Consider the following 21,465-nt stretch of genomic DNA (forward strand, 5'->3'; position numbering starts at 1 on the left):
AGTGCTCCGGTGCCACTACCGTGTGGTGCCGGTTTCGCGGTGAACGAACAACTGCTGCTCGTCGAGGACGATGATGCCATTTCCGGCGCTCTGCGACTTCATCTGGAGGAAGCCGGCTATCGCCTGCATCGCGAATCCGACGGACTGCGCGCGATGGCGGCGATTGATCGCCAACGCTGGGACATGGTTCTGCTCGACTTGATGCTGCCTGGCGCCGACGGCTGGGAGGTCTGCCGTCACCTGCGCGCGCGCCACGCAGATGTGCCGGTGATTATGCTCAGCGCCCGCTCGGCCGAGGCACATCGTGTGCTGGGCCTGGAACTTGGTGCCGACGACTACTTGGCCAAACCGTTCTCGATGCTGGAACTGGTCGCGCGCGTGCGCGCCCTGTTGCGACGTATCGAACAGTTGCGTTCGTCGCCGGCTGCTGCATCCGAGGTCGGCTTCGGTCCCTTCCGGCTTGACACGTTGCGGCGCGAGCTCCTGCGCGGTAACGATACCGTGCCACTGACGTTGCGCGAATTCGACCTGCTGCATTTTCTGGTGCGCCACCCAGGACGCGCTTTCAGCCGCAACGAGTTATTGCAACGCGTGTGGGGTGCCGCTTTCGATGGCTACGAGCACACCGTGAACTCGCACATCAACAGGTTGCGCACCAAGATCGAGGACAACCCACGTGACCCGCACCGCATCGTCACTGTGTGGGGCGTTGGCTACCGCTTCGACGCGAATCCGTCATGATCGGCGGCCGCTCGTTCACCACCCGTCTGACGCTGGCGCTATCGCTGCTACTGCTTGCATATGGTGCTCTCGTTGGTCTTCTTGGGCGGCATGTTGCCGTGGAGTATGAGCACGAATCACTACAGCGGCTGTCGCATGGGCTGGCCAAGCACATCGTTGAACACTGGCCGGAAATTGCCGTGGCCGACCCTGACCAAGCGGATCGCGCCGCACGGGAGTCGCTGCTGTCCATGTTGATGGTGGTCAATCCGGGAATCCAGGTCTATGTGCTTGATGCTGACGGTCGTGTTCAGGCCTACATCGGCGATCCCGGCATGGTGCGTGAGAAACAGGTTGACCTCGGCGCGGTACGCAGCTTTCTGGCTGGCGCTGCCTTGCCATTGCGCGGTACCGACCCGATGGGCACAGGCATACCGCGCATCTTCAGTGCGGCGATGTTTCCCCCGCGTGCCGGCGATGTGCGTCCGCCCGGATACCTGTACGTCGTGCTTGACGGACAGGCCCGCGTTCATGTCGCCGGACAGTTGAGCCTGCGCCGGGTCTGGCAGGGGGCAGGACTCGTCGCGGCAGCTGGCTTGTTGGTGACGCTGTTGCTCGGATTTTTCGCCATGCACCGGCTGACCTTGCCCCTGCACCGTCTGGCCAATCGCATGCGCGACTACAGCGTGCGCACCCTGCAGGCAACTGCGGCTGGACGCAGCCAATCTCGAACTAACGGTGACGAGGTCAGCGCGATCGGTTCTGCGTTTGACGAGATGACGCAGCGTATCGAGGCGCAGACTGCTCGCGAACAGCAACAGGCCAGTGCGCATCGCGAGGTGATGGCCAGCGTTGCGCATGATATGCGGACCCCGCTCACGGCGCTTCATGGCCACCTCGAAGCGATGGCAGGACAGGCGCTCGTCGAACCGGAGCAGCGCGATCGCGTACTTGCTGCTGCATTGGCGCAGAGTGACAAAGTGCGTCGACTGTCGCAGCAGCTCTTCGAACTCGCTGCCCTGCAATCCACCGATCAGGTGCTGCACCGCGAGCGTTTCAGACTCGACGAGCTGGTGACGGATGCCGTGCAGAAGTACGATCTGGCCGATGGGCCAGCGCCCGTCACTCTGCGCGGTGCGCCCCCCGGACCTCTGGAATTCGAAGGCGACTTGCAGCTCATCGAGCGGGCGCTGACCAATCTGATCGACAACGCCATGCGGCACGCCCCGACCACCTCACCGATTCACGTCAGTGTCAGCCGGGACGGCGCGCAGGCCAATATTCTAATCGAGGACAACGGACCCGGGCTGCCGGACGAATTGTTCAGCCGCCTCGAACAGGGAAAGTCATTGCGCGACCCGCCGGTCAAACGCACCAGCGGCGGCATCGGTGGGCTGGGCCTGGCCATCGCACAACGCGTAGCGGCGCTGCACGGCGGCAGCCTGCAGCCGCTGCCTTCGCCACTCGGTGGCACCCGGCTTTGCCTGGCCTTGCCTCTGGCGGAATAATCCACCCCTAAAAATCGCAGATCGGACTGGAAAGACCGCTGTGGCGGCCGGCAATCTGCGGTATCTGGCCTTCATTTGACGGCAAACGTGGAAAGCGTTGCAGGCCGGCCGGGTCTTGACGTGCCGCTTGGCGGCGACGCATTCGCGGTACGTCACGCGCAACAGCGGGGCAAGCTTGTGATTGTCAGAATACGTTCTTTCGGATAGGTTGCGCTTGGCACTTGTCAATCGTGTCATGTGTCGTAGTCAAAAGGGGGAGCGATGACTGAATTCTCCGGTTTGACCTTGTCGGTGGATGACAACCGTCTCATTGCGTATATCAGCGCTTCCGAAGCACGTGCATTTCTCGAACCGGATTCCCTCCGAGCACTGCTGGCGGAAGCGGGTTTTGGAAGCTGGCATCTTTCCGAAGGGGCGTTGCAGGCACTGATCGAGCACTTCAATTCATCGACGAGCGAATTGAAATTGCCGATTGGTGAACGCAGCGATGCGAGTTTCAAGCTTGAGATGGCGCAGGATGCCATGCAGGTATGGGCGGATTTCATTCCCTCCTATGGTGGAATAGCACTCGATCCGAACGACGTATATCAGGCTCTCGAGGAAACCGGAGTTGTCGTTGGTATAGATTCGTCGGCGGTGAGTGCGGCCTGCGCGTCAGATTCGGCCGAGCGAATACTGGTGGCAGCCGGGCAACCGGCAGAAGACGGTATAGACGCTCATTTCGAGATGTTGGTGGCTGATACGCGCGATCGTACGCCGCAGGTGAGCGAGAACGGCTTGATTGACTTCCGCGAACTGGGAGCGATTCCAATGGTGACCGCCGAACAACCACTGATGCGACGCATTCCTCCGACGACCGGAACAGCGGGGCGCAATGTTCGTGGCGAAGTCATCGAACCCGTGCCAGGTCAGGATGCGCTGTTTGACGAAGGACTGATCGGCGCCTATGTCGACAAAGAAGATGCCAACCTGTTACGGGCAGTGTTCAGCGGTCAGCCGGTGCGCGCTGGCAATGGCGTGAACGTCGAGCAGGTTTTGAACATTAGCCATGTCAACATGGCTTCTGGAAATATAAGCTTTGACGGAACCGTAAACATCGAGGGCGATGTGTCACCGGGTATGAAAGTGCATGCGTCCGGCGATATCGTTGTTGGTGAGGTGGTTGATGGCGCCGAGCTGGATGCTGGAGGCGACATCCGCGTCGCTGGCGGAATAATTTCCCAGGCTCGCGTGCATGCAGGGGGTTCCGTTTCCGCGCGCTTTGTCGAAAGCGCGCATGTATTCTCCGGGACCATCATCGCTATCGATGATTCGGCTCTGCAAAGTGAGCTGCAGGCCAACAACCAGATTGTTGTTGGCGTCAGTTCGCCGCAGCGGGGACGTCTGGCCGGTGGATCGGCAAAGGCAATGATGTTGATAAAAACACCGATTCTTGGATCGCAGACTGGGGGCGTAACCCATCTCGTTCTTGGCGTTAATCCGGTGCTTGAAGCGCAATATCAGGACCTGTTGAAGGTCATCGAGAAGCAGCGGGAAGAGGAAAGCAAGCTTGAGATGCTGGTCAAGCACCTGACCAAGATCGGCGACAAGAACGGCATGCTGGAACGCGTCAAAGCGTCCTGGGAGCAGGCGATCAAAGCCTGGGCCCAACTCTTGCCGCAACGCGACGAACTCGAACGGCAACTGGCGCTAATCGCCGGTGCGCGGGTTGAAATCGGTTTGAACGTGGTGGGCGCCGTCGATATACTGTTTGGCAAGAAAGTATCGCGATTGCGCAAGACCTACGAAACGGGATCCTTTTCGATTGAAGGCGATCGCGTGCTCTTTACCGACCCGGAGGGCAACGTCTCGCCGGCCGCATAGAGGGCAATCGCGGCCAGCATCCTGTGGTATCTGGCCTTCATTTGACGGCAAACGCGGAAAGTGTCACAGGGCGGCTAGCACTTGGCGCGCAGCTTGGCGGCGATGTATTCACGGTGCGTCACGTGCAATAAAGAAGCCACCTTGCTGATCAAGTGGTTCTCGTGGCTGTCCAGATGGCCATCAGCGTAGGCGACCTGCCACATACTCTCGATCACGCGCACTTTCTCCTCGTGTGTGAAGCTGGCATTGATGCTGTTGGTAAAGCGGTGGTAGTCATAGGCGTCTTTGGCGGATTGCTCCGCGACTTCAAGCAGGCGGTCCGACTCGTCGTCCGCCAGCGCAAATTTTGCCTTCAGCGCCGCCAGTACGGCTGTGCGTTCGGCCGCTTCGATGGCCGGGTCCGCCCGCATGACTTCCACCAGCAGAACAGCGGTGGCGAGTTGCAGGGCATGTTCGCGCGCCCGCGGCGAGGAGTCGGGGGAATCACCGGTGAACGAGTCAAACAGGTCTTTGAGGGTTTTCAGCATGAAGGCATCTTGGAATTGGTTCAGTGGGGTTAAGGCATCTGATTGGCTGCCCGAGTCGAGACATGCCATGGGGTCCAAGTATCCGCAGCCGTAGCGCGCCGGTCAATGCCTGATGGCTTTGCCCGGTTCTGACCCGCTGCTTGAACGTAAAGATTGCTGTTGTCGAGTCCTGATTCGAACAGTATCTTGAAGATGACCCAATAAGCGCCATACTGAAGCTTTACCCTGCCTCACAAGGAGACCGCCATGAAGATTGTCAAACTTGTCGTTGCATTGACGCTCGCGTTGCTTGTCCCGGTGGCCTCGGCCGCCGACGGACTGGTTTCCGTCAAGAGCCCATACAGCGCCAAAGAGACGATGAATCGACTGGAAGAGCTGGTGAAAAAACGTGGCCTGAAAGTCTTCGCACGTATCGACCATGCCGCTGGCGCCGCATCGATAGGCAAATCACTCCGTCCCACTGAATTGCTGATCTTCGGCAACCCCCAGGGTGGGACGCCGTTCATGGAATGCGCGCAGTCCGCCGGTATCGACCTGCCGCTCAAGGCGCTGGTCTGGGAAGATGCCTCATCCCAGGTTTGGCTCTCCTACAACGCCCCGGCTTTCCTGGCCAAGCGGCACGATGTTGCAGCCTGTCCGGTCGTTGAAAATCTCAGCAAAGCTCTGGCAGGTATCGCGGAAGCTACCGTCGCCAAGTAGCCTGCTGGCGCTTGGACACGCGCCTCAAATACAGTCCGATTGCCAGGTGCGTTTCCGTTCGAACATGTCGTGATCGCTACGCTTGATCAACTCGTCGGCATTGTCCCCATCGTCGGGATAGAAAGCCATGCCTACCGAGCCACTCATCAGCACGGCTTCGGGGAGTGAAGATACGTCTACCGTTTGCAGGGGTTCGCGCAGCAACTCCTCGATGTTGTGCCTTATCTGCTCTGCAACCTGCCGCGATGGAATGTCATTGATCATCAGCAGGAATTCGTCCCCTGCATAGCGAGCCACCCGATCACAGGCGCGCGACGCCTTGAGCAGGCGATTGCCGATTTCCATCAGCACGCGGTCGCCTGCATCGTGACCAAATCGGTCGTTGATCAGTTTGAAATTGTTCAAGTCGACGAACAGCACTGCAAACGGCATCGAATCGCCGGTTCGACGGGCTTTCTCGATGCGGCTGCTGATGCTGCGGATCATCACATCCCGATTGCCGAGACCGGTCAGCAGATCCGTTCGCAGCCGATGCTGCATATGACGGAATGTGTTGGCCAGCACGCCTATTTCGTCGTTGCGGTGCACATCCAGCGGCACCTCCAGCCGTCCCTCACCCACGTCTTGCGCGGCCTGCGTGAGCCGTCTGATATCGCGGCCGACCCAGCCCAGGATGCTCAGGCCAATGGCCACCGCCGCAAGCGCGCCGAACACGCCAATCACCACTGTGCGCTGCACGTTGGCCGTAACACCCTGCATGAAATCGCTGCGTGGCACCGCAACCACAATAATCCAGTCCAGCCCGGCATCGTCTCGCACACGGTCCAGGGCAAGTTCCACCACCTGATCGTTCGGCCCGGCAAAGCGCTGGGTCAGCGCACGGTCGATCTTGTTGCCCGTAGCGGCAAAGCCGAGCACCTGCGCGTAGGCTGCGCGTTGAAGTTCGTTGTCGCTGTCGGACGCATTGATGCGGGCATTAGTGCCATCCGGATGGGGCATCGTGTTGGCGCTGCGCGACGAAGCAATCAACTTGCCGTCCGGCTCGATGATGAAGGCTACCGCGTTGTCGCTCAGGCTGAGTTTACGGACGAAGTCGTTGAGCCGTTTCAGCGACAAGTCTGTCGCCACCACTCCCTGCAATCCACCTTGTGCATCCAGCACGCGCCTTGCTCGAGTAGCCACCAACTCGGCAGTGGTGAAATCAATGTAGATCGACGTCCAGGTGTGCGAGAGATTATCTTCGCCCGACTTGTACCAAGGCCGCGCACGCGGCTCGTACATTTTTTGCTCTGTGGTCGGTTCGGACGGCACGCCATTGATGCCGCTAAAGCGGAATTTTTGGCGAGGTCGGTCAGCTTGGAGTTTGAGGCGCAATTCGGCATCTTGCACATTGAAGCGCCACAAACCAAAGAACTGGCCGTGGCGGTTTCCGTAGTAGACGTAATTGTTCGGGTCGATATGCAGCGAGGTCGCTATCCAGAAACGGGTGCGCAAAGCCGGGAGATCGGCGTCAATCGTGTCTGGTGCGGGCATGCCGTTGGGAAAAGCGGCCTCGAGCGCCGCGGCTGAGCCGACGACATGCCGGTCAACCGCCTGTCCGATCCTGGCCACCGTTTCCAGCAGCAGATGATGGGCTACCGTATCCACGGCCTGGCTGCCGGTACGGTAAGACAGAGCACCTATCAGCACGGCGACACCGAATACCAGAGCGATGTAGGGCAATGTCAGCCACTGGCGCAACGAAAGAAAGGAAAACAGCCTCATCGCAAACGGGAGAGATCGGGAAATGAAAGCAGGCTGTGGAGGCTAGCACAGCAGCACCAAAACAGGAAGATCGTATTACGTTTCGATTACACCCGGTGCGGCCAGCCCTCAGCCACTATTGACCCCCATCATAAGCTGCGACGGGCTGCCGAGCGACCCGCCAACCTGCCGAGAATGCTGGTCGAGCCCTTCTCACAGCACTGGCCTTGCGGGTTGTTCTGTCATAACCTGACTATACTGAGCCTGATAAATTCTGTTTACTTCCGTCTGTGAGGCCGCTCCGGTTTGAAGATTTTCTTGTCCTATGCTTCGAAGTATCGTGCCATCGCCGACGACCTGTGCTGTCGTCTTCAGGCCGTGGGGCACGAGGTTTTTTTCGACCGCGAGGACTTGCGGGCAGGGGCCAGCTTCGACGATCGCATCCGCAGCGCCATTGAAGACTGCGAGCTGTTCATTTTCCTGATCTCGCCGGAAGCGGTGGCTGCAGGCCACTACACGCGCACCGAGGTGAAGATCGCCAGCCGCAAATGGCCAACGCCCGGCTGGCACGTGTTGCCGGTGCAGGTGGCGGAGACGCCGCTGGCCGATATCCCCGCCTACCTGCGGGCACTGACCATCATGCAGGCGGAGGGCAACCTTGCTGCTGAAGTCGTGCTCGAAGTCGAGGACCGGGTTCGGGCTAACTCGGTGGAACCACAGCGTCCCGAGCCCAAGCCGCCGAATTTGGATTCGGCTCCGGATTCCGGGCCAGCGCCATCGGAACCCGCCGGAGTGCACTACCGTTCGATGCAGCTTCGCTTCGCACGCGATACTGCGGGCGGATACTCGATCGCTGTACCAGAGGCGCCCGGCGGCGGACGCGATGCCCAGTCTTTCGCTCTCGACACGCCGGCGCTGGAAAGCGCCCTTTGGTCCGGCGCGCAGCCCATTGTCGGCTCGGCGCGACGCTCGATGAACGATGCCGAGATTGACGCACTGCTTCCGGCAGCGACGAACGCCCGCGAAGTCGGTCAGGCCTTGTACGCCGCGCTTTTTGCTTCACCATTGCGCGCCTGTTTTGAAGAGAGCCTGCGCGCCATCGACCCGCAACGCGGCGAAGGCCTGCGCTTCGTCATCAACACCACCGATGCGCCCGATCTGGCGCGATTGCCATGGGAGTTTCTCTACAGCCCGGCCAAGGACGACTTCCTTTTCTCCGACCGCATGAAGCCGGTGGTGCGCTGGCTCGATGTGGACGAGCCTCCGCCCACCCTCGCGGTCAAGCCCCCGCTGCGCCTGCTGATCGCCATCGCTGCACCTGCCGACCGCCCCGGCCTGAAGGTTGGCGAAGAAATCGCCCGTCTTGACCATGCTCTTGACGAGCTGACCTCAAGCGGCAGGATCGAGACCGTACGACTTGACCACGCCACGCTGGAAAGCCTCGACAGCGCCCTGCTGCAGACGCGCCCCCACATATTGCATTTCATCGGTCATGGCGATTTCGTCGGTGACGAAGGTATGCTGGTGCTCGAATCGGACACCGTCCCCGGCACGGCCGATACCATTGCCGGGCGGCAGTTCGCGGTGCTGCTGCGCAATCATCTGACCTCGCTGCGGCTGGTCTTCCTCAATAGCTGCATGGGCGCCACGTCGTCGAGACGCGATCCCTTCGGCGGCGTGGCGCAAAGTCTCATCCGCCGTGGCATCCCGGCGGTGATCGCCATGCAGTTCCCGATTCCGGACAAGGCCGCGGTAGCGCTGGCCAGGCATTTCTATCGCTACCTTGCCGCCGGCCAGCCGGTCGATGCCGCCCTCACTTCGGCGCGCGCCTTTCTGTATGCGCGTGGCTTCGCGGTCGAATGGGGCGCGCCGGCCCTGCATATGCGCACACCCGACGGACGGCTCTTCGACCTCGCCGCCGCGCCGCGCACGCCAGCCGTCGCAAGGATGGCTCCGGCCGACGAACCGCAGTCTGCGGCTGCGCCGCCGCAATCCCCGCCAACGAGCGTAACGCTCTCGCAACCCGTTTCGGACGAGGGCAGCAAGCGCCGCAACGCACTCGCGGCAATCGTCGGTATCGCATTGCTCGGTACGGCAGCGCTGTGGTTTACGGCCTCAAAGGAATCGACACCGGAAGCGGATCAATTGCCCGGGCCGCCGGTGCTTGGCGCACCTGCACCGATGCCCGCACTGCCTGCACCAATTCAAGCCAGGCCAATCGATCAGGCAATGGCACGCCTGCAGGCCGGAGACAGCGCCGGCGCAGCCGAATTGCTTCTCGGAATCATCGGCCAGGATCAAGCGGCGCTCACCCGCGAGCGTCTCGGCGCGGCGCACGCGCCACTCGCGCAAACCCTAGGCGATGCTGCCGAACGCGCGTTCATCGCGGGCGACTTCGACCTTGGCCGCCGTCTTGTCGACCTTCTGGGTGCAATGTCGCCCTTCGACGCGGCACTCGACGCCCGCCTGCGCACTCAGATCGAACCGTGGCTGGCGGAAGCTGCGGTTGAAGAAATCGTCGTCGAAGCACCCGCTGCGGCAATCGCAGCAGCCGGTATCGACATCGGCGGGTTCATGGTCTACACCGTGCGCCGTGGTGACACCCTATGGGGCATCGCGCGCAGGCTGACCGGCGACGGCCGCAACTGGCCACAACTGCTGAGTGGCCACTACCGCGCGGTTGAAGTGGGTTTGGCCGTCGCTAGTCGGATTGCCGATCCCGCGCGCATCCGTCCCGGCCAGAATATCTTGGTACCGCTGAGCCCGTCGGCCGGCTTCCGAGCGGTCGAATATCATGTCGCCCGTGGCGAATCCCTCTCGGCCATCGCCTTGCGCATCTATGGCGACGCGCAAATGTGGCGGGCCATCTATCGCGACAACGAGCGGCAGTTGCCGAACCCCGACCTGATCGAGCCGGGACAGGTATTGATCCTGAGACCGCGGGTGCCGCAATGAGCCTGCAATCCGTACGTGATTTCTTTTCCGCCCGCAACATGGACATGTCCATCATCGAGCTGGAGGTCAGCACCGCCACCGTTGAACTCGCCGCGCAAGCCCACGGCGTGGAACCCGGCCGTATCGCCAAGACGCTCTCCTTTCGCTTGGGCGATGGTCGCGTCATCATTCTGGTGGCACGCGGCGACGCACGCATCGATAACCGGAAATTCAAGGCCGTCTTTGGTAAGGGAAAGATGTCACCGCCGGAAGAGGTTGTCGCGCTTACCGGTCACCCCGTCGGCGGCGTTTGTCCGTTTGGTCTGGCGCAGCCACTACCGATCTATCTGGACAAGTCATTGCAGGATTTCGATGAAGTATTGCCCGCTGCCGGCGCTATCCATACCGCTGTGCGGATCAGCCCGGCGCTACTGGCCGCAGTGACCGACGGCGAGTGGGTTGATGTCTGCCTGCTGCGCGGTCCCTGATTCCGCTGACTTGGCAATGACTATTCGGTCAAATTCGGACGATCCAGCCCACTCAAAGCCCCAACGCCTGGCGGGTCATGCGGTAACCTGACTCGATCAGCTGGTCGACGGTCTGTCGCGAAAAATCATAGTCTTTCGATGAAGGTTCGCCTTCGCTGTTTTCCCGGACAATGCGGGTGATTGTCATCGGCGCGTCTTCGCCCATCATTTCGATGAAACGTGGCCGATGCCGGAGGCGGGCAACGGTATCGGCAGGCATTTCGGCGACAATTTCATCGACCAGTTTCCGGAAGTCGCGAATCAGGTCGCGAGTCTTCACGTCGCTGCGGATGCGTTCGCAGTAGAGTATTTCGCTTTGCCTGGCCATGGCTTCCGCCAGATTGCCGGGCAAGGCAGTTCTCGTGCCGGGAAACAGGTCGATGATGAAGACGCGCTTGCCGGCAGAACCGCAGCGTTTCACCACTAGGTCCAACGGCGAATTGCTGACGATTCCCCCATCCCAATAGTGTTTGCCATCGATAGTCGTCCACGGGAATCCTGGCGGTAAACTGCCGCTGGCGATGATGTGTTCGGGGGTCAGGTCGTCAACGTAGCTGTCGAAAACAACGAGTTCGCTGGTCTGGATATCGACCGCACTCACCATCAGCCGGACCGGGCTCGATTTCAGCTTGCTGAAATCAACGTACTTTTCCAGCAGTTTAATCGCCGGCGTTGTGTCGTAAAGGCTGGACCAGTGGCTTGGCATCTGTTCCAGACTGAGCATCGGCATGAACCAGCGCGGCCTGAAGAACTGGGGAACGCCAAACATGGCGATCAGCCCGCAAGCGACCTGCTGGCGTAGACTCTCGTCCGGCAAGTCAGGCGACAGGGTGCTTATATCGTTCCAGAAAGACGCCAGTGCATCGGCGGCTCGATCGGGGTTGCCGGCAATGATTGCGCCATTGAAGGCGCCAATCGAGACGCCGGCGACCACATCCGGGCGAATGCCGGATTCTTCCAGCGCTCTCACTGCGCCACACTCGAATCCACCAAAGGCACCGCCGCCCTGCAGAATGTAGATCGTCTGGTTGGGGATATGACTCAGCTGGTAGTCTGGATCTGACAGACTCGGTTTGCTGGACTTGAGATTCACCCGATGCTTGATGAGAAGTTCAACAACCTTGGTCTCGTCCGTCGGCCTGCCGAGGGAAAAGAGGGCGCGGGGCACATCGTCCCGCAGATAGAAGGCTGCGAACGATCCGGCCTGTAAGGATCCACGCTCGACTTTTTCATCCCCGGATTCGAAAAGGCCCAGCAGGTTAAAGCTCAGATCGAACATCTGACTATAGAAATAGGGGACCTCGTCGTAGGGGAGGCGTTGGCCGAGCATGTTCCGGGCCGCCAGTTTTCCCTGCTTGATGGCATTGTCCCAGTGTTCGATACGGTGCTGCCGGTTGAAAACCGGGTCGAAAAAGTTCGCGACATCACCGGCAGCAAAAACATTGGGCTGCGTGGTTTGCAGAAAGCGATCGACCACAATACCGTCGCCAACCTCGATGCCGCTTCCCCGCAGGAAACCTGTTTCAGGGCTCACGCCGGCGCCGATCACCACCATATCGCAGGCAATGGTTCTGCCGGCCTGAGTCACCACCGCTTCAACTGCAGCTTCGCCTTGGAACATTGCCGGCGCGTCACCGACGATAACCTCGACCCCTTGCGCTTCGAAGGCGCGCTTGAAAAAGGACGACATCTCCGGATTGTGCAATTTATTGAGCAGCACCCCGCGCTCGATCAGGGTCACCGCCAGGCCTCTTTGCCGCAGTGACGCGGCAACCTCCAGGCCAATGAAGCTGCCGCCAATAACCACGGCATGCTGTCCCTTGTGCGCACTCGAACGGATGGATTCGGCATCGGTCAGCGAGTAAAGATGAAAAATGCCAGGAAGCGCCGCACCGGGCAGAGACAAACGGCAGGGCGATGCGCCGGTCGCGATCAGCAACTTCTGATAGTGGATCTTCTTTCCAGGCAAGGTGTGGAGCATCTGCCGCTTTGAATCAACTGCCGTGACGGGACTATCCAGGGCGAGATCAATGTCCAGTTCGCGGTACCTGGTCTGGCTAAGAATGAGCCGGGGCGGCGGCGCCCGCTCGGCAGTAATGGCAAGCTTCGATAGCGGTGGCCGTTGATAGGGGAGATGCCGTTCTGCTCCCAGGAGGAGAATGCCTCCCTCGGCGCCCTCGGCTCTCAAGGTTTCCACGGCCGTAGCACCGGCCAGCCCGCCACCGACGACGACAAAATCGAAACTCCGTGTCATGTATGAATTCTCGCTGATCTGCTTGCCGTGTCATTGGGGCGTAATGTCACCTGCGCACCAAGAATGGATCAGGGCTGCGCCTCCACCTCATCGAACATCAACCCGCTGCTTCCTTCTCCACGGCCAACCTCGCGTCGACGGCGGGTCCATATGTAGGTTGTTCCGTTACTGCTGCATGCCAGTACGCGCTCGCGCAGCAGGCGCACACCCTCGCGAGGGACCTCCTCCTCGCGGATGACGCCGCCGGGCGCGGGTAGCAGCAAGCCACGCGGAACCCTGGTAGACGGCGCAAGCAGCGCGAGCCGCAGCCGACGCGGTAGCCCGGATTCCAGCTCCAGCGGAAACCAGTGCGGCGGCGCGGCAGTCATCAGGCGATAGGCAAGTGCAGCGTCGGCCACCGGGGCACGCTCGGGCGCCGGTGGAGCGGTTTCCGCCCGTGGCTTGGCACGGCCATCTCCGCCTTCCGTCGCATACTCGATCGCCCAGACAAGATTCGCCATCTCGTCGCGCATGAGTCGAACGTCCTCGATCACCGGGCCGATGAGCGGATGACCAGCGACATGGGGCAGCACCAGCGCCGGCACGCGGCCGCCATCAGGTGTCGCCGGCGTCATGAAGCTCCAGCCTGGATCGTTAGCGCTCGGTGCGCGCGCGGCGCTTGCAATACGCGTGGCAAGGCCGAAATTATCCTCGACCTCGAGCGAGACAACCTCGGCTACGACACCGATCGGCATGCGTACCGGGACCATGAACATGTCGTTGGCGTAGACGAGGCCGAATTCCAGCAGCGCCATGCGCGCCAGATCGGCGGTCGAGGCATCGATGGCGCCCAGGTCGATGCCCGCATCCTCCATCTCGAAATATCGAGGGAGCGGCATGCCGCGGAATCGTACCGGCGTGGGGAGGGTTGTGATCGTCAATGACGCCGGCGGCGGCGCGTTCGCCGGAACGGCAACGGCGTCGAAGCTCGCCCAGCCCACTCGCCCACCGCGTTCGCTTTCCGCGACCAGCGCGTGCGACCAGCTTGGCGCGAGCAGGCGCGCACGATATTCGAAGCGCTCGGCGTCCCAGGCGTCATGACCGGCACCGGGTTCGGCATGTACGGCGGCCAGCCACTCGCGCCATGCCTGTAGCGCGGGCTTGAGCTGTGCGGCGTCGGTGTCGGAGAGCCCGAGCCGAGTCAACGTGCAGCCGGGCGCTCCGGCGTCGTCGTGGCAGGCCTTGCCGTCGGGCAGCCGTCCGGCTGCGACGCGCGCCAGCGCTACAGCCTGCGGATCGAGCAATGCCTCGTCGCCGGTCGGCACCGCCAGAGGATACTCGCGCGCGATTTCGCCGATCAGCGATATCAAGCCGGCTTCGCGCAGCCGGTGCACGAGCTCGCGCCCCACATCGATGCGTTGGCGCATCGTCCATCGCGACGCCGCCAGAGTGACCTCGCACTCGATCAGCATATCGAGCGGCGGTCCCGCCGGATCGAGCTGCACGCGCCGACCTGTAGCCAACTCAAGTTCCGCGAAGGCGTGGGTGCGTAGAGTCGCACTGGCCAGGACCGGTGTACCCGCGTCCTCGCCGTCGAACTCGCCCATCACCCATTGCCGGGCCAGCAACCAAGCCGGGTCGTGCACGGCCGCAGCCAGACCTGGCGTCAGGTCGTCGCCACGCGTGCGTGGCTCGATGCGAAGGTAGAGTGAGTTCATGGCGCTACCGGCGTCGTCCACAGATCGGCGAGGCTGTCGGTCCCGTCGCCGTCAAGCAGCAGCAAGGCAGGCAGCAGCGCGCCCGCGCGGGCGACCAGGTCGGGGTCGACGGCACGCAGCTTGGCAAGCGCGAGCGCCTCAAGTAAATGGGCGAGCACGTCATCCTCGGTCCAGGTTTCACGCGACGCCTCGGGCACGAGCAGCAGCATGGTGTTAGGTGCGGCTTGCGAGGCGGCGGGTGCGTCGAAGACGATCGCAGTGTCGAGCTCGGCTTGCGGTACGACCTCGTTCCAGGCGTCGATGAACAAGCCCGCGACATGCTTCGTATGCGCCAGGTCGAGCGTTGCGGTCTGTGCGACGACATAGGACGTCCGGGAGGGTGCGGTCGGGCCAGGCAAGGCAGTCCAGCGCTCGCCGGGCGCCAACGGGTGCTGCGCCACGGTGAGGACGTATGCCGAGCTCCGGGCACCGGAGAGTGCGTCGGCCTGGCCGAGTACCGCATCGAGGCGTGCCACCGGCTCGCGCACACTCGCCACCCGGGCGATGAAGGCGCGAATATCCGGTGGCGTCGCGGCAATCGGGGCCGCGAGGGCGATAGCGAGCATGGCGCCGTCGACTGCGAGTCGTGCAACGACGATGATTTCCGGTCCGGCAAGAACGCGCATGCGTTCGGCAACTGTTCGCGCCCGGTCGCCGGCCTCGGCAATGCGTCGGTCCAGCTCACGCAGTACCGACGCAACGGCTGCGGTGAGCGCACCAGCGCTGGGAATCGCGTCGATACCGAAGAGTTCGGCGGTCTCGAGCGCTTGCAAGCGCGCGGCGTCATTACCGGCAGCGGCGAGCGCGTCGCGTGCCGCCACGGCCTGCCCGTTTAGAGCCGAAAGCCGTCTATCGAGCTCATTATCCTGGTCGAGAGCAAGGCCCACAGTCTGGCCCAGCGCATCGAAATCGGCTGGCGCTAGAGCGCGCGCGCCACCGAGCATGCGGCGGAGCGTCGCAGCGAGCTCGATGACCTCGGCAAGGGACCAGTCGCCGGAACGGCCTGCGCGCTTGTCCTCGGGCTGCAGTGTCGGCGCGCCGACACTGGCGGCGGGACGTTGCGATTCAAGCAAGTCGAGAAGGCGCCGATCCAATATGGGCGTCTTCATCAGGACGATATCTATTGCGCCAAGTCCGCGCTGCGCCATCGCGTCCGCGAACAGTGCCGCAAGCGTTGTCGTCACCGGTATCGCCGTACCGTCCGCGAGCGCGAACGTCGCTCCGATCACGATTGACGACGGGTCGGGAAGCTGGCGTTCGAGCCAAGCCTCAAGCGCCGGTTCAGCCGACGCCCGCGGAGTTGCCATCCAATGGGAAATGCCCGCCTCGCCGGGCTCGAAGAGCGCCAGGACCTTGTGCGTCGTGGCGATGCCGCGCTGACCGATACGTGTGACCTCGATCTCGTCCGGCACGGCGACCGGTCCGCCCGAGAGCAGGTCGCTGGCGGCACCGGCGCGCATCGGCGTACCGGCGAGCATGTGGTGCACAGCCTCGGCGAGCAGAAGATCGGCAAGCGCATCGATCCGCTCTGCGGCGTCGTCGAGGATCGGCGCGATCGCGTTGCGGCCTGCGGTATCGAGCGAGGCGAGCCGTGCTGCGTCGGGTTGGCTGGCGCCGTCATAGCCGGCCAGGCGCAGCAACGCGAGGCCGTCGACGACGTTGTCCGCCGCAACGTTTTCCGCTTGCAGCCCGCTCGCCTCGCGCTTGTTGGCGACGAGCGGGGCTACGGCGCGCACGCGTGCGATCAGGGCCGGTGCTGTGCTCGCGAGCCGGCGCTCGATGCGATAGCCGAGCAACGCGCCCAGCGGCTGGCCAGCGCGCAGGCCTTCGAGCAGCTCCAGCGCGCCACGGACGCGGGCAGACGACAGGTCGACCGCAAACGCATTGCCGTGGCCCTGCACCCGATGCGCTTTGTCGGCGGAGAGCAGGACCGCAGCAGTCATCGCGTGCTGGGTGCTCGGGGCATGAACGTATCCCGCAATCTGCGACGCACTGCCGGAAGGAAAGGTGTCGAGCCAGCCGAAGGCGCCGACGACGATTCCCGGCTTGATGGGCGGTGCGCCGCCGACCGAGGTCGCGCCATCGCTGCGTAATTGGTCGAGTCCCGCGATGGCAAAGCCCGTATACCAAGCGTCCAGCCGGTGGGTGAGCAGCCCGAGCACGGCACCCAGCGCGGCCTCGAGGCGCGCCGGCGATAGCCGGGCGAGGCGGCCCATGTCTTCCCGCAGCTGCCAAAACTCGAAGGCAGCCGGTACCGGTTGGAGACCGTTGTCGAGCAGGAACGCGATGGTGTTGGTGGAATCGGATGGCGCGGGGGATCGCAGCCGAGCCTCCATCGTTCCGAGCGGTGCCAGCGGATCGTCGAAGATGGGCACGGGACGGCCATTGGCCAGTGCGTCGTCGATCATCCATTGTCGTGCAGCGCGATCAGCCGTGTGCAGGATCGCTTGACGCGCCAGCTCGTAGAGCAGGGTAAATGGGCGCGGTGGTCCACCAATGCCATCGAGCAGCTCGAGCGTCATCAACGGCACGGGCGCCACTGGATGCGGGTTGGTGAATTCTGGCCACCGCAACGCGCGGAGCTGTAACACCGCCGCTGCGTCGCCGACCATCGCCAAGGTGAGCGGTGCCACGTCGCTAAACAGGCCGGCCATGCCGATCGGGGTAATCGTTGGTGAAGGATCGCCGAGAGCCGCGAGCAGACCACGGACCTTCTGGTGCGCGGCAAAGGTTGTTTTGCGGTCGTGAATATCCATGCTCGGCAACACGGCCGAGAGCAGCGCCGGATCGAGCACGGCGCGGACACCGAGGCTGCGCACGTTGGCATCGAAGCGAAGAATCTCAAGCAGCCTCCGGCCAGGATTACTCATCACCGGATCGCTGCGGCGCGGTTCGGACACGCGCAGAATGTCGGCGAGCGCCGGCTCGAAGACGTGTGCGCGCAGCCGATCGAGCAGATCGAGAAGCGCCGCCGGCTCGGCATCAAGGCGGGCTCGATCGGCGATTCGCACCGGCAGTACGCCATAGGGCTGCGCTCCGATGCGCAGCGTGGCGAATGGGCCGGTGGCGCTCACTTGCTCGCGCATCACGCCGAGCGAATAAGCGATCGATTCCGGCGCGACCGAGGGTGCGAGCATTCGTTCGATGGCATCGGTTGTGGTCGATGCGAGCAGACTGCGCAGCAGGCGCTCATGACTCGCCAGGTCGTCATCCGAGCCGGCGAGCCGGCCGAACGTGCCAGGCGGCAGGCCGAGCGCGCGATCCAGGCGGAAGCCTGCTGTTTCAGCACCGTCGAAGCTGCGCGGCGGCCCTCCCGGTTCCCAAGATGTGCTGCGCCGCTGCGCGCGACCACGGTCGAGGCGATAGGCGAGTTCGTCGCGATAGAGGTGATCGGCATCCGGATGTGCGCGATACTCGGTCCGCTCCTCGCCGAGCGCGTTGGTCGGCGAGCCCGGGACCATTAACGATACGCCGTTGGTGCAGCGATGCGCATCGATCAGCCGCACGAATTCGCCTGACTGAGCCGACGGATTGATCGTTGCGCGAACGCCGACAGCGACGAGCCGCGTCACCCGCTCGCCCGGTGAGAGCGGGATTTCGAGGGCCATGCCAGCATCGAGCGCGGCCTTGAAATCATGCAGCCAGCGCGCACCACCACCGAGCGGTTGTCCCGAATCGGCATCGTCGCGCATTGGGTCGGCTCCAAGCACCAGCGGTTCGCGCACTAGGTTTGGCGTGACGCTGCGAATCGGCGCGTTGCCGGGATTCGTCCAGGCGAATGCAACGAAGCGATCAGGAAGCAATCGCGCGGTGGCAGCGCGCGTCCATCCGGACGGTCGTTGTACGTTCGTGCTGCCGGTCGCAAGCCACAGCGCGCGCAATGGCCCGACACGGCGCGCGAGTTCGCGCCAAACCGCTAGCCAGTCCCGTTCGTCGCGTCCGGATTCAATGCTGAGCAGGTAGTTTTTCTGCAGTTCACGCTCTTCGCGGGTAAGCGCCGGCTCGTGGCCGTCGGCATGGATATCGTCGGGATAAATCCGCACCAGGAGCCGATGCGGCCCCGACGCGTAGCGTGTTTCAAGCCGTACTGGCAGCAACAGAAGCGGCAAATCCGCGGCGACCAGATTGAAGCCAGGATCATTCCCCAGGCCTTGCAGGCGCGCCTTGTCGAGCTCGGCCCGCGCTGTTTCGAGCGCGGCGCGCGCGGCGTCGCGGTCGCCGTCTCGAGTTGCCGCGATGGACAGGGCGTCCGCCGCCGTCTGCAGCGCCGCGCGCGCGGTGGCAATTGCAGCGAGCGCGGCCGCAGACATCATGGCAGCGCCGCACCGATGTGGATCGACAACCGGAAGGGCCGCCGCACTGCGATCGCCGCGAGCGCATCGCTGGACGCCGACCAGCGTGGCTCGAATGCAAAGGTCGAGGGCCGCGTCTGCACTTTGCCGCCGAAACCGGAGGTTTCCAGTGTGGCGAGATCGATATGCCCGGTCGCGTTTGGCCGCAGCGATTCCCAGACGACATCGGACCAACTGGACCAGCGCGTCGCGTCCTCGGCACGGAGGTCGCCATCGGAGCCCGAAAAGCCGAAGCTTAGCTCGCGCGGTTGCTCCTGAATGACCAGGAAGTAGCCGTTGGGCGCCGCTGCCGTGCCACCTCTGGCGTCGTCCGGGGTGACGCGAAAACCGAGATAGACAAGGTCTTCGCCAAGATCTCCGCGGAAGACCGGGAATTCGCTCGATGGCCCGCCGATCATCGCATTGGGCGTACGTGCGCCGCCACCCGCCCTCGCCTTCTGCAGGAACATCGTAGCGTTCGGAAAGCGGCGGACAAGTTCTCCGCGAATGATCATCACGAGCTGCGCGGCCGCACCCCCGTCGGGATGTTCCCCCAGAGCGCTGTTGGTTCCCCAGGTGTGGATCGGCGCGATGTCGCTGACCGGCGCATTGACGCGGCCAGCGGTTGCCGTTGTGTCCCAGAAGCGTGCGAACACCGTGCCGCGCTGATCGGTCGGAAACCCGCGCCACAGTAGCTCGCGAGCCATCTCGTGATTGAGGCCGACCATGTAGGACTCGATGAAGGCGCGATTGGCGGCGATTGCGATGACGCTTTCGGGCGGTACGCTGTCGACCCCTGGCATCAACCATTGCGTGCCGAGCTCGATCAGCGGCAACACCATGGGTGTGTCGATCCGCGGAGCAGCGATCACGGGGGCCATGCGATCGGCTGGCTCCCAGACGCCTGCCGGAATCGCGAGCTGGCCAAGCACGCGCTTGGGAATCGTGCGGCGTGGGTCGAGCGAAGTCGCGAGGCGATCAGCGAGCGCGACCGGATCGAGTGCGACGCAGGCGGTTTGCGGTGCCCGGCGCGCCAGCTTCGCGGCAATCGCTGTGGCGGCATTTAACCGCGTGCGCAAGACCGATGGCAGCAATGGTATCGGGTCTGGTGCGGCGCCCTGTGTCCAGGCGGGCGGCAGATGTGCGGCCTGTGGTGTCGGGCGCGACAGAACGCGTGCCGTGCCCTGGGCAAGTGCACTGAGTACATGACCGATGCGTGGGGCGAGATCATTTGCCCGACGCAAACGCCGGCCGACCGGGCCCGTTGCGCGCATGGCCTTACGGAAGGCGCCCGACAACGCGCTCAGCGGAAGACAGGAGTTGCGTGCGAGCCCCCGCAGCGTGAACGCCGGATGGACGCGCACGCGCGCCGCACCGGGGCTGGCAAATGCAATTACGCTCCCGTCGCTCACCAACGGTGTCATCCGCCTTGCATAAATGCGGCTCGACGCCGCCACCGCCAGTTCGCCCTGGCGCAGGATCTGGTTGGCACGCAGTATCTCACCGGCCTGATCCCAGCAGGCAGCCATCAGTTCCTCCTGGCGCTCTTGAACGACTCGGGTTCCGAGGGCAGCGGCGATGCGGCGCACGGGATCACGATTGAGTTCGTCGAGCCAGGTTGCACCGGGTGCGCCGCGCGGGGCGCCAGCATGCCAGCGCCCGTAACGCGGCGGGCCGATGCGATTCGTCTGGTCGAGCAGGCTGCCGATCGCTTGCTCAAGGGCTGATGGAACGGCTGGACGGTTGGAATTCCTAGGGCCGAGCGCGCCATCGAGTGCGAGCGTATCCGGCGCCCCCGATGCTGCGATGCCGCCGCCGGGCGCGCTCACGTCAAGCGGCCGGGTGCCGATTCCTGTCAGGCCGGGGCGCGGCTGCAGCCGGCGCACCAGCGACTCAAAGCCAGTCTCCTCGCCGGTTGTGAATTCCCAGTAGTGATAGGTGGGGAGTTCGACCGGTCCGCTTGCGCCCCAGGCCGGCGTTAGTGCATTGGCCGCGACAATTTCCTGCCCCAGCCCCGCTCGCCGCCCCGCCTCGAAAGTTGGGACGACGCAGGCCCGGTAGCGGGTTTTCGGCTGCAGTCGCCTTGGGCAAAGCAGACGCGAGAGGGCACGCATCGGATCGTGTGCAATGAGCGCACCGACATCCTCCCCGGCTGAGATGCCGGAGACCTGTGCATGCGCCCAGGCATGCGTCTGGTCAAGCGGGGGAAGCTGGCTCGCATCATTCACGGAAAGGCGTGGTAGCGGCGTGCCTGGCGTCAGGGTGGCGGCACTCAACGGCACGACGACGAGCGCGATCCAAGGCCGCAGCGTGTCGTTGGATGCCGTGGGCGCGAAGGGCGTCATCAGCCAAGGCAGGCCAGGGAGGCGGAACTCGATTGCGCAGAGCTGGTCGGGATCGGCATCGAGCGCTTCGCGTACAGGCGTTTCGCGCACAATCTGGCGCCGGTCGATTGCGACGACGTCGCCGGGACCATAGAGCGCGAACGAAGGTCCGGCCATCGTGCGCTGGGTGGGCGTCGGTATTGTGGCCGGATCCGTCCACTGCTGCGTGTGTTCGATTGCGGCCGACACCGGCACGGCAGGTCTGGCGACGATGACGGCATCCCCTTCGCGCTGCGTGA

At 63.3% G+C, this 21,465-nt stretch carries 12 protein-coding genes; 6 read left to right on the plus strand and 6 right to left on the minus strand.

Going from position 1 to position 21,465, the window contains the following annotated elements:
* The first annotated feature begins 9 nt into the window (after positions 1-9).
* The 3 genes from PROAA_RS13170 (at position 10) to PROAA_RS13180 (ending at position 4,091) form a co-directional block, all read left to right on the plus strand.
* The gene (locus tag PROAA_RS13170) at positions 10-741 is read left to right on the plus strand and encodes a response regulator transcription factor (protein ID WP_222102268.1); all 732 of its coding nucleotides are present in this window, start codon (positions 10-12) and stop codon (positions 739-741) included.
* Entirely contained in the window at positions 738-2,228 is a 1,491-nt protein-coding gene (locus PROAA_RS13175) for a HAMP domain-containing sensor histidine kinase (protein ID WP_186411777.1), read from the plus strand. The genes PROAA_RS13170 and PROAA_RS13175 overlap by 4 nt, the downstream gene beginning before the upstream one ends.
* 261 nt (positions 2,229-2,489) lie before the next feature.
* Positions 2,490-4,091, plus strand: a complete 1,602-nt coding sequence (locus PROAA_RS13180; RefSeq protein WP_186411778.1) for a flagellar assembly protein A — start codon at positions 2,490-2,492, stop codon at positions 4,089-4,091.
* A 74-nt stretch (positions 4,092-4,165) separates the two neighbouring features.
* Here the strand turns inward: PROAA_RS13180 and PROAA_RS13185 are convergent, their stop codons facing one another.
* Entirely contained in the window at positions 4,166-4,618 is a 453-nt protein-coding gene (locus tag PROAA_RS13185; RefSeq protein ID WP_186411779.1) for a tellurite resistance TerB family protein, read from the minus strand.
* A gap of 246 nt (positions 4,619-4,864) precedes the next feature.
* Here PROAA_RS13185 and PROAA_RS13190 point away from each other — a divergent pair, with 246 nt between their 5' ends.
* The gene (locus PROAA_RS13190) at positions 4,865-5,317 is read left to right on the plus strand and encodes a DUF302 domain-containing protein (protein WP_186411780.1); all 453 of its coding nucleotides are present in this window, start codon (positions 4,865-4,867) and stop codon (positions 5,315-5,317) included.
* A gap of 24 nt (positions 5,318-5,341) precedes the next feature.
* On the opposite strand, the gene PROAA_RS13195 is transcribed toward PROAA_RS13190, so the two are convergent.
* Complete coding sequence (locus PROAA_RS13195; RefSeq protein ID WP_186411781.1) at positions 5,342-7,081, minus strand: sensor domain-containing diguanylate cyclase; 1,740 nt, start codon at positions 7,079-7,081, stop codon at positions 5,342-5,344.
* A gap of 297 nt (positions 7,082-7,378) precedes the next feature.
* On the opposite strand from PROAA_RS13195, the gene PROAA_RS13200 reads away from it, so the two are divergent.
* Positions 7,379-10,015: a CHAT domain-containing protein gene (locus PROAA_RS13200; protein ID WP_186411782.1), complete on the plus strand. Its 2,637-nt coding sequence runs from the start codon at positions 7,379-7,381 to the stop codon at positions 10,013-10,015.
* Positions 10,012-10,482, plus strand: coding sequence for a YbaK/EbsC family protein (locus PROAA_RS13205; RefSeq protein WP_186411783.1), 471 nt, complete (start codon positions 10,012-10,014; stop codon positions 10,480-10,482). Before PROAA_RS13200 ends, PROAA_RS13205 begins: the two co-directional genes overlap by 4 nt.
* A gap of 52 nt (positions 10,483-10,534) precedes the next feature.
* Here the strand turns inward: PROAA_RS13205 and PROAA_RS13210 are convergent, their stop codons facing one another.
* The 4 genes from PROAA_RS13210 to PROAA_RS13225 form a co-directional block, all read right to left on the minus strand.
* A complete protein-coding gene (locus PROAA_RS13210; protein ID WP_186411784.1) occupies positions 10,535-12,775 on the minus strand; it encodes an FAD-dependent oxidoreductase in 2,241 nt (746 codons plus the stop codon).
* Positions 12,776-12,843: 68 nt separating this feature from the next.
* Positions 12,844-14,472, minus strand: a complete 1,629-nt coding sequence (locus PROAA_RS13215) for a hypothetical protein (protein ID WP_186411785.1) — start codon at positions 14,470-14,472, stop codon at positions 12,844-12,846.
* A complete protein-coding gene (locus tag PROAA_RS13220; RefSeq protein ID WP_186411786.1) occupies positions 14,469-18,824 on the minus strand; it encodes a hypothetical protein in 4,356 nt (1,451 codons plus the stop codon). The genes PROAA_RS13215 and PROAA_RS13220 overlap by 4 nt, the downstream gene beginning before the upstream one ends.
* Positions 18,821-21,415 carry a hypothetical protein gene (locus PROAA_RS13225; RefSeq protein WP_186411787.1) on the minus strand — a complete coding sequence of 865 codons (2,595 nt, stop codon included), beginning with the start codon at positions 21,413-21,415 and terminating at the stop codon, positions 18,821-18,823. Before PROAA_RS13225 ends, PROAA_RS13220 begins: the two co-directional genes overlap by 4 nt.
* Between the last annotated feature and the right edge of the window lie 50 nt (positions 21,416-21,465).

Origin of the sequence: Candidatus Propionivibrio aalborgensis (assembly GCF_900089945.1) — a bacterium.
Taxonomy (GTDB): Bacteria; Pseudomonadota; Gammaproteobacteria; order Burkholderiales; family Rhodocyclaceae; genus Propionivibrio; species Propionivibrio aalborgensis.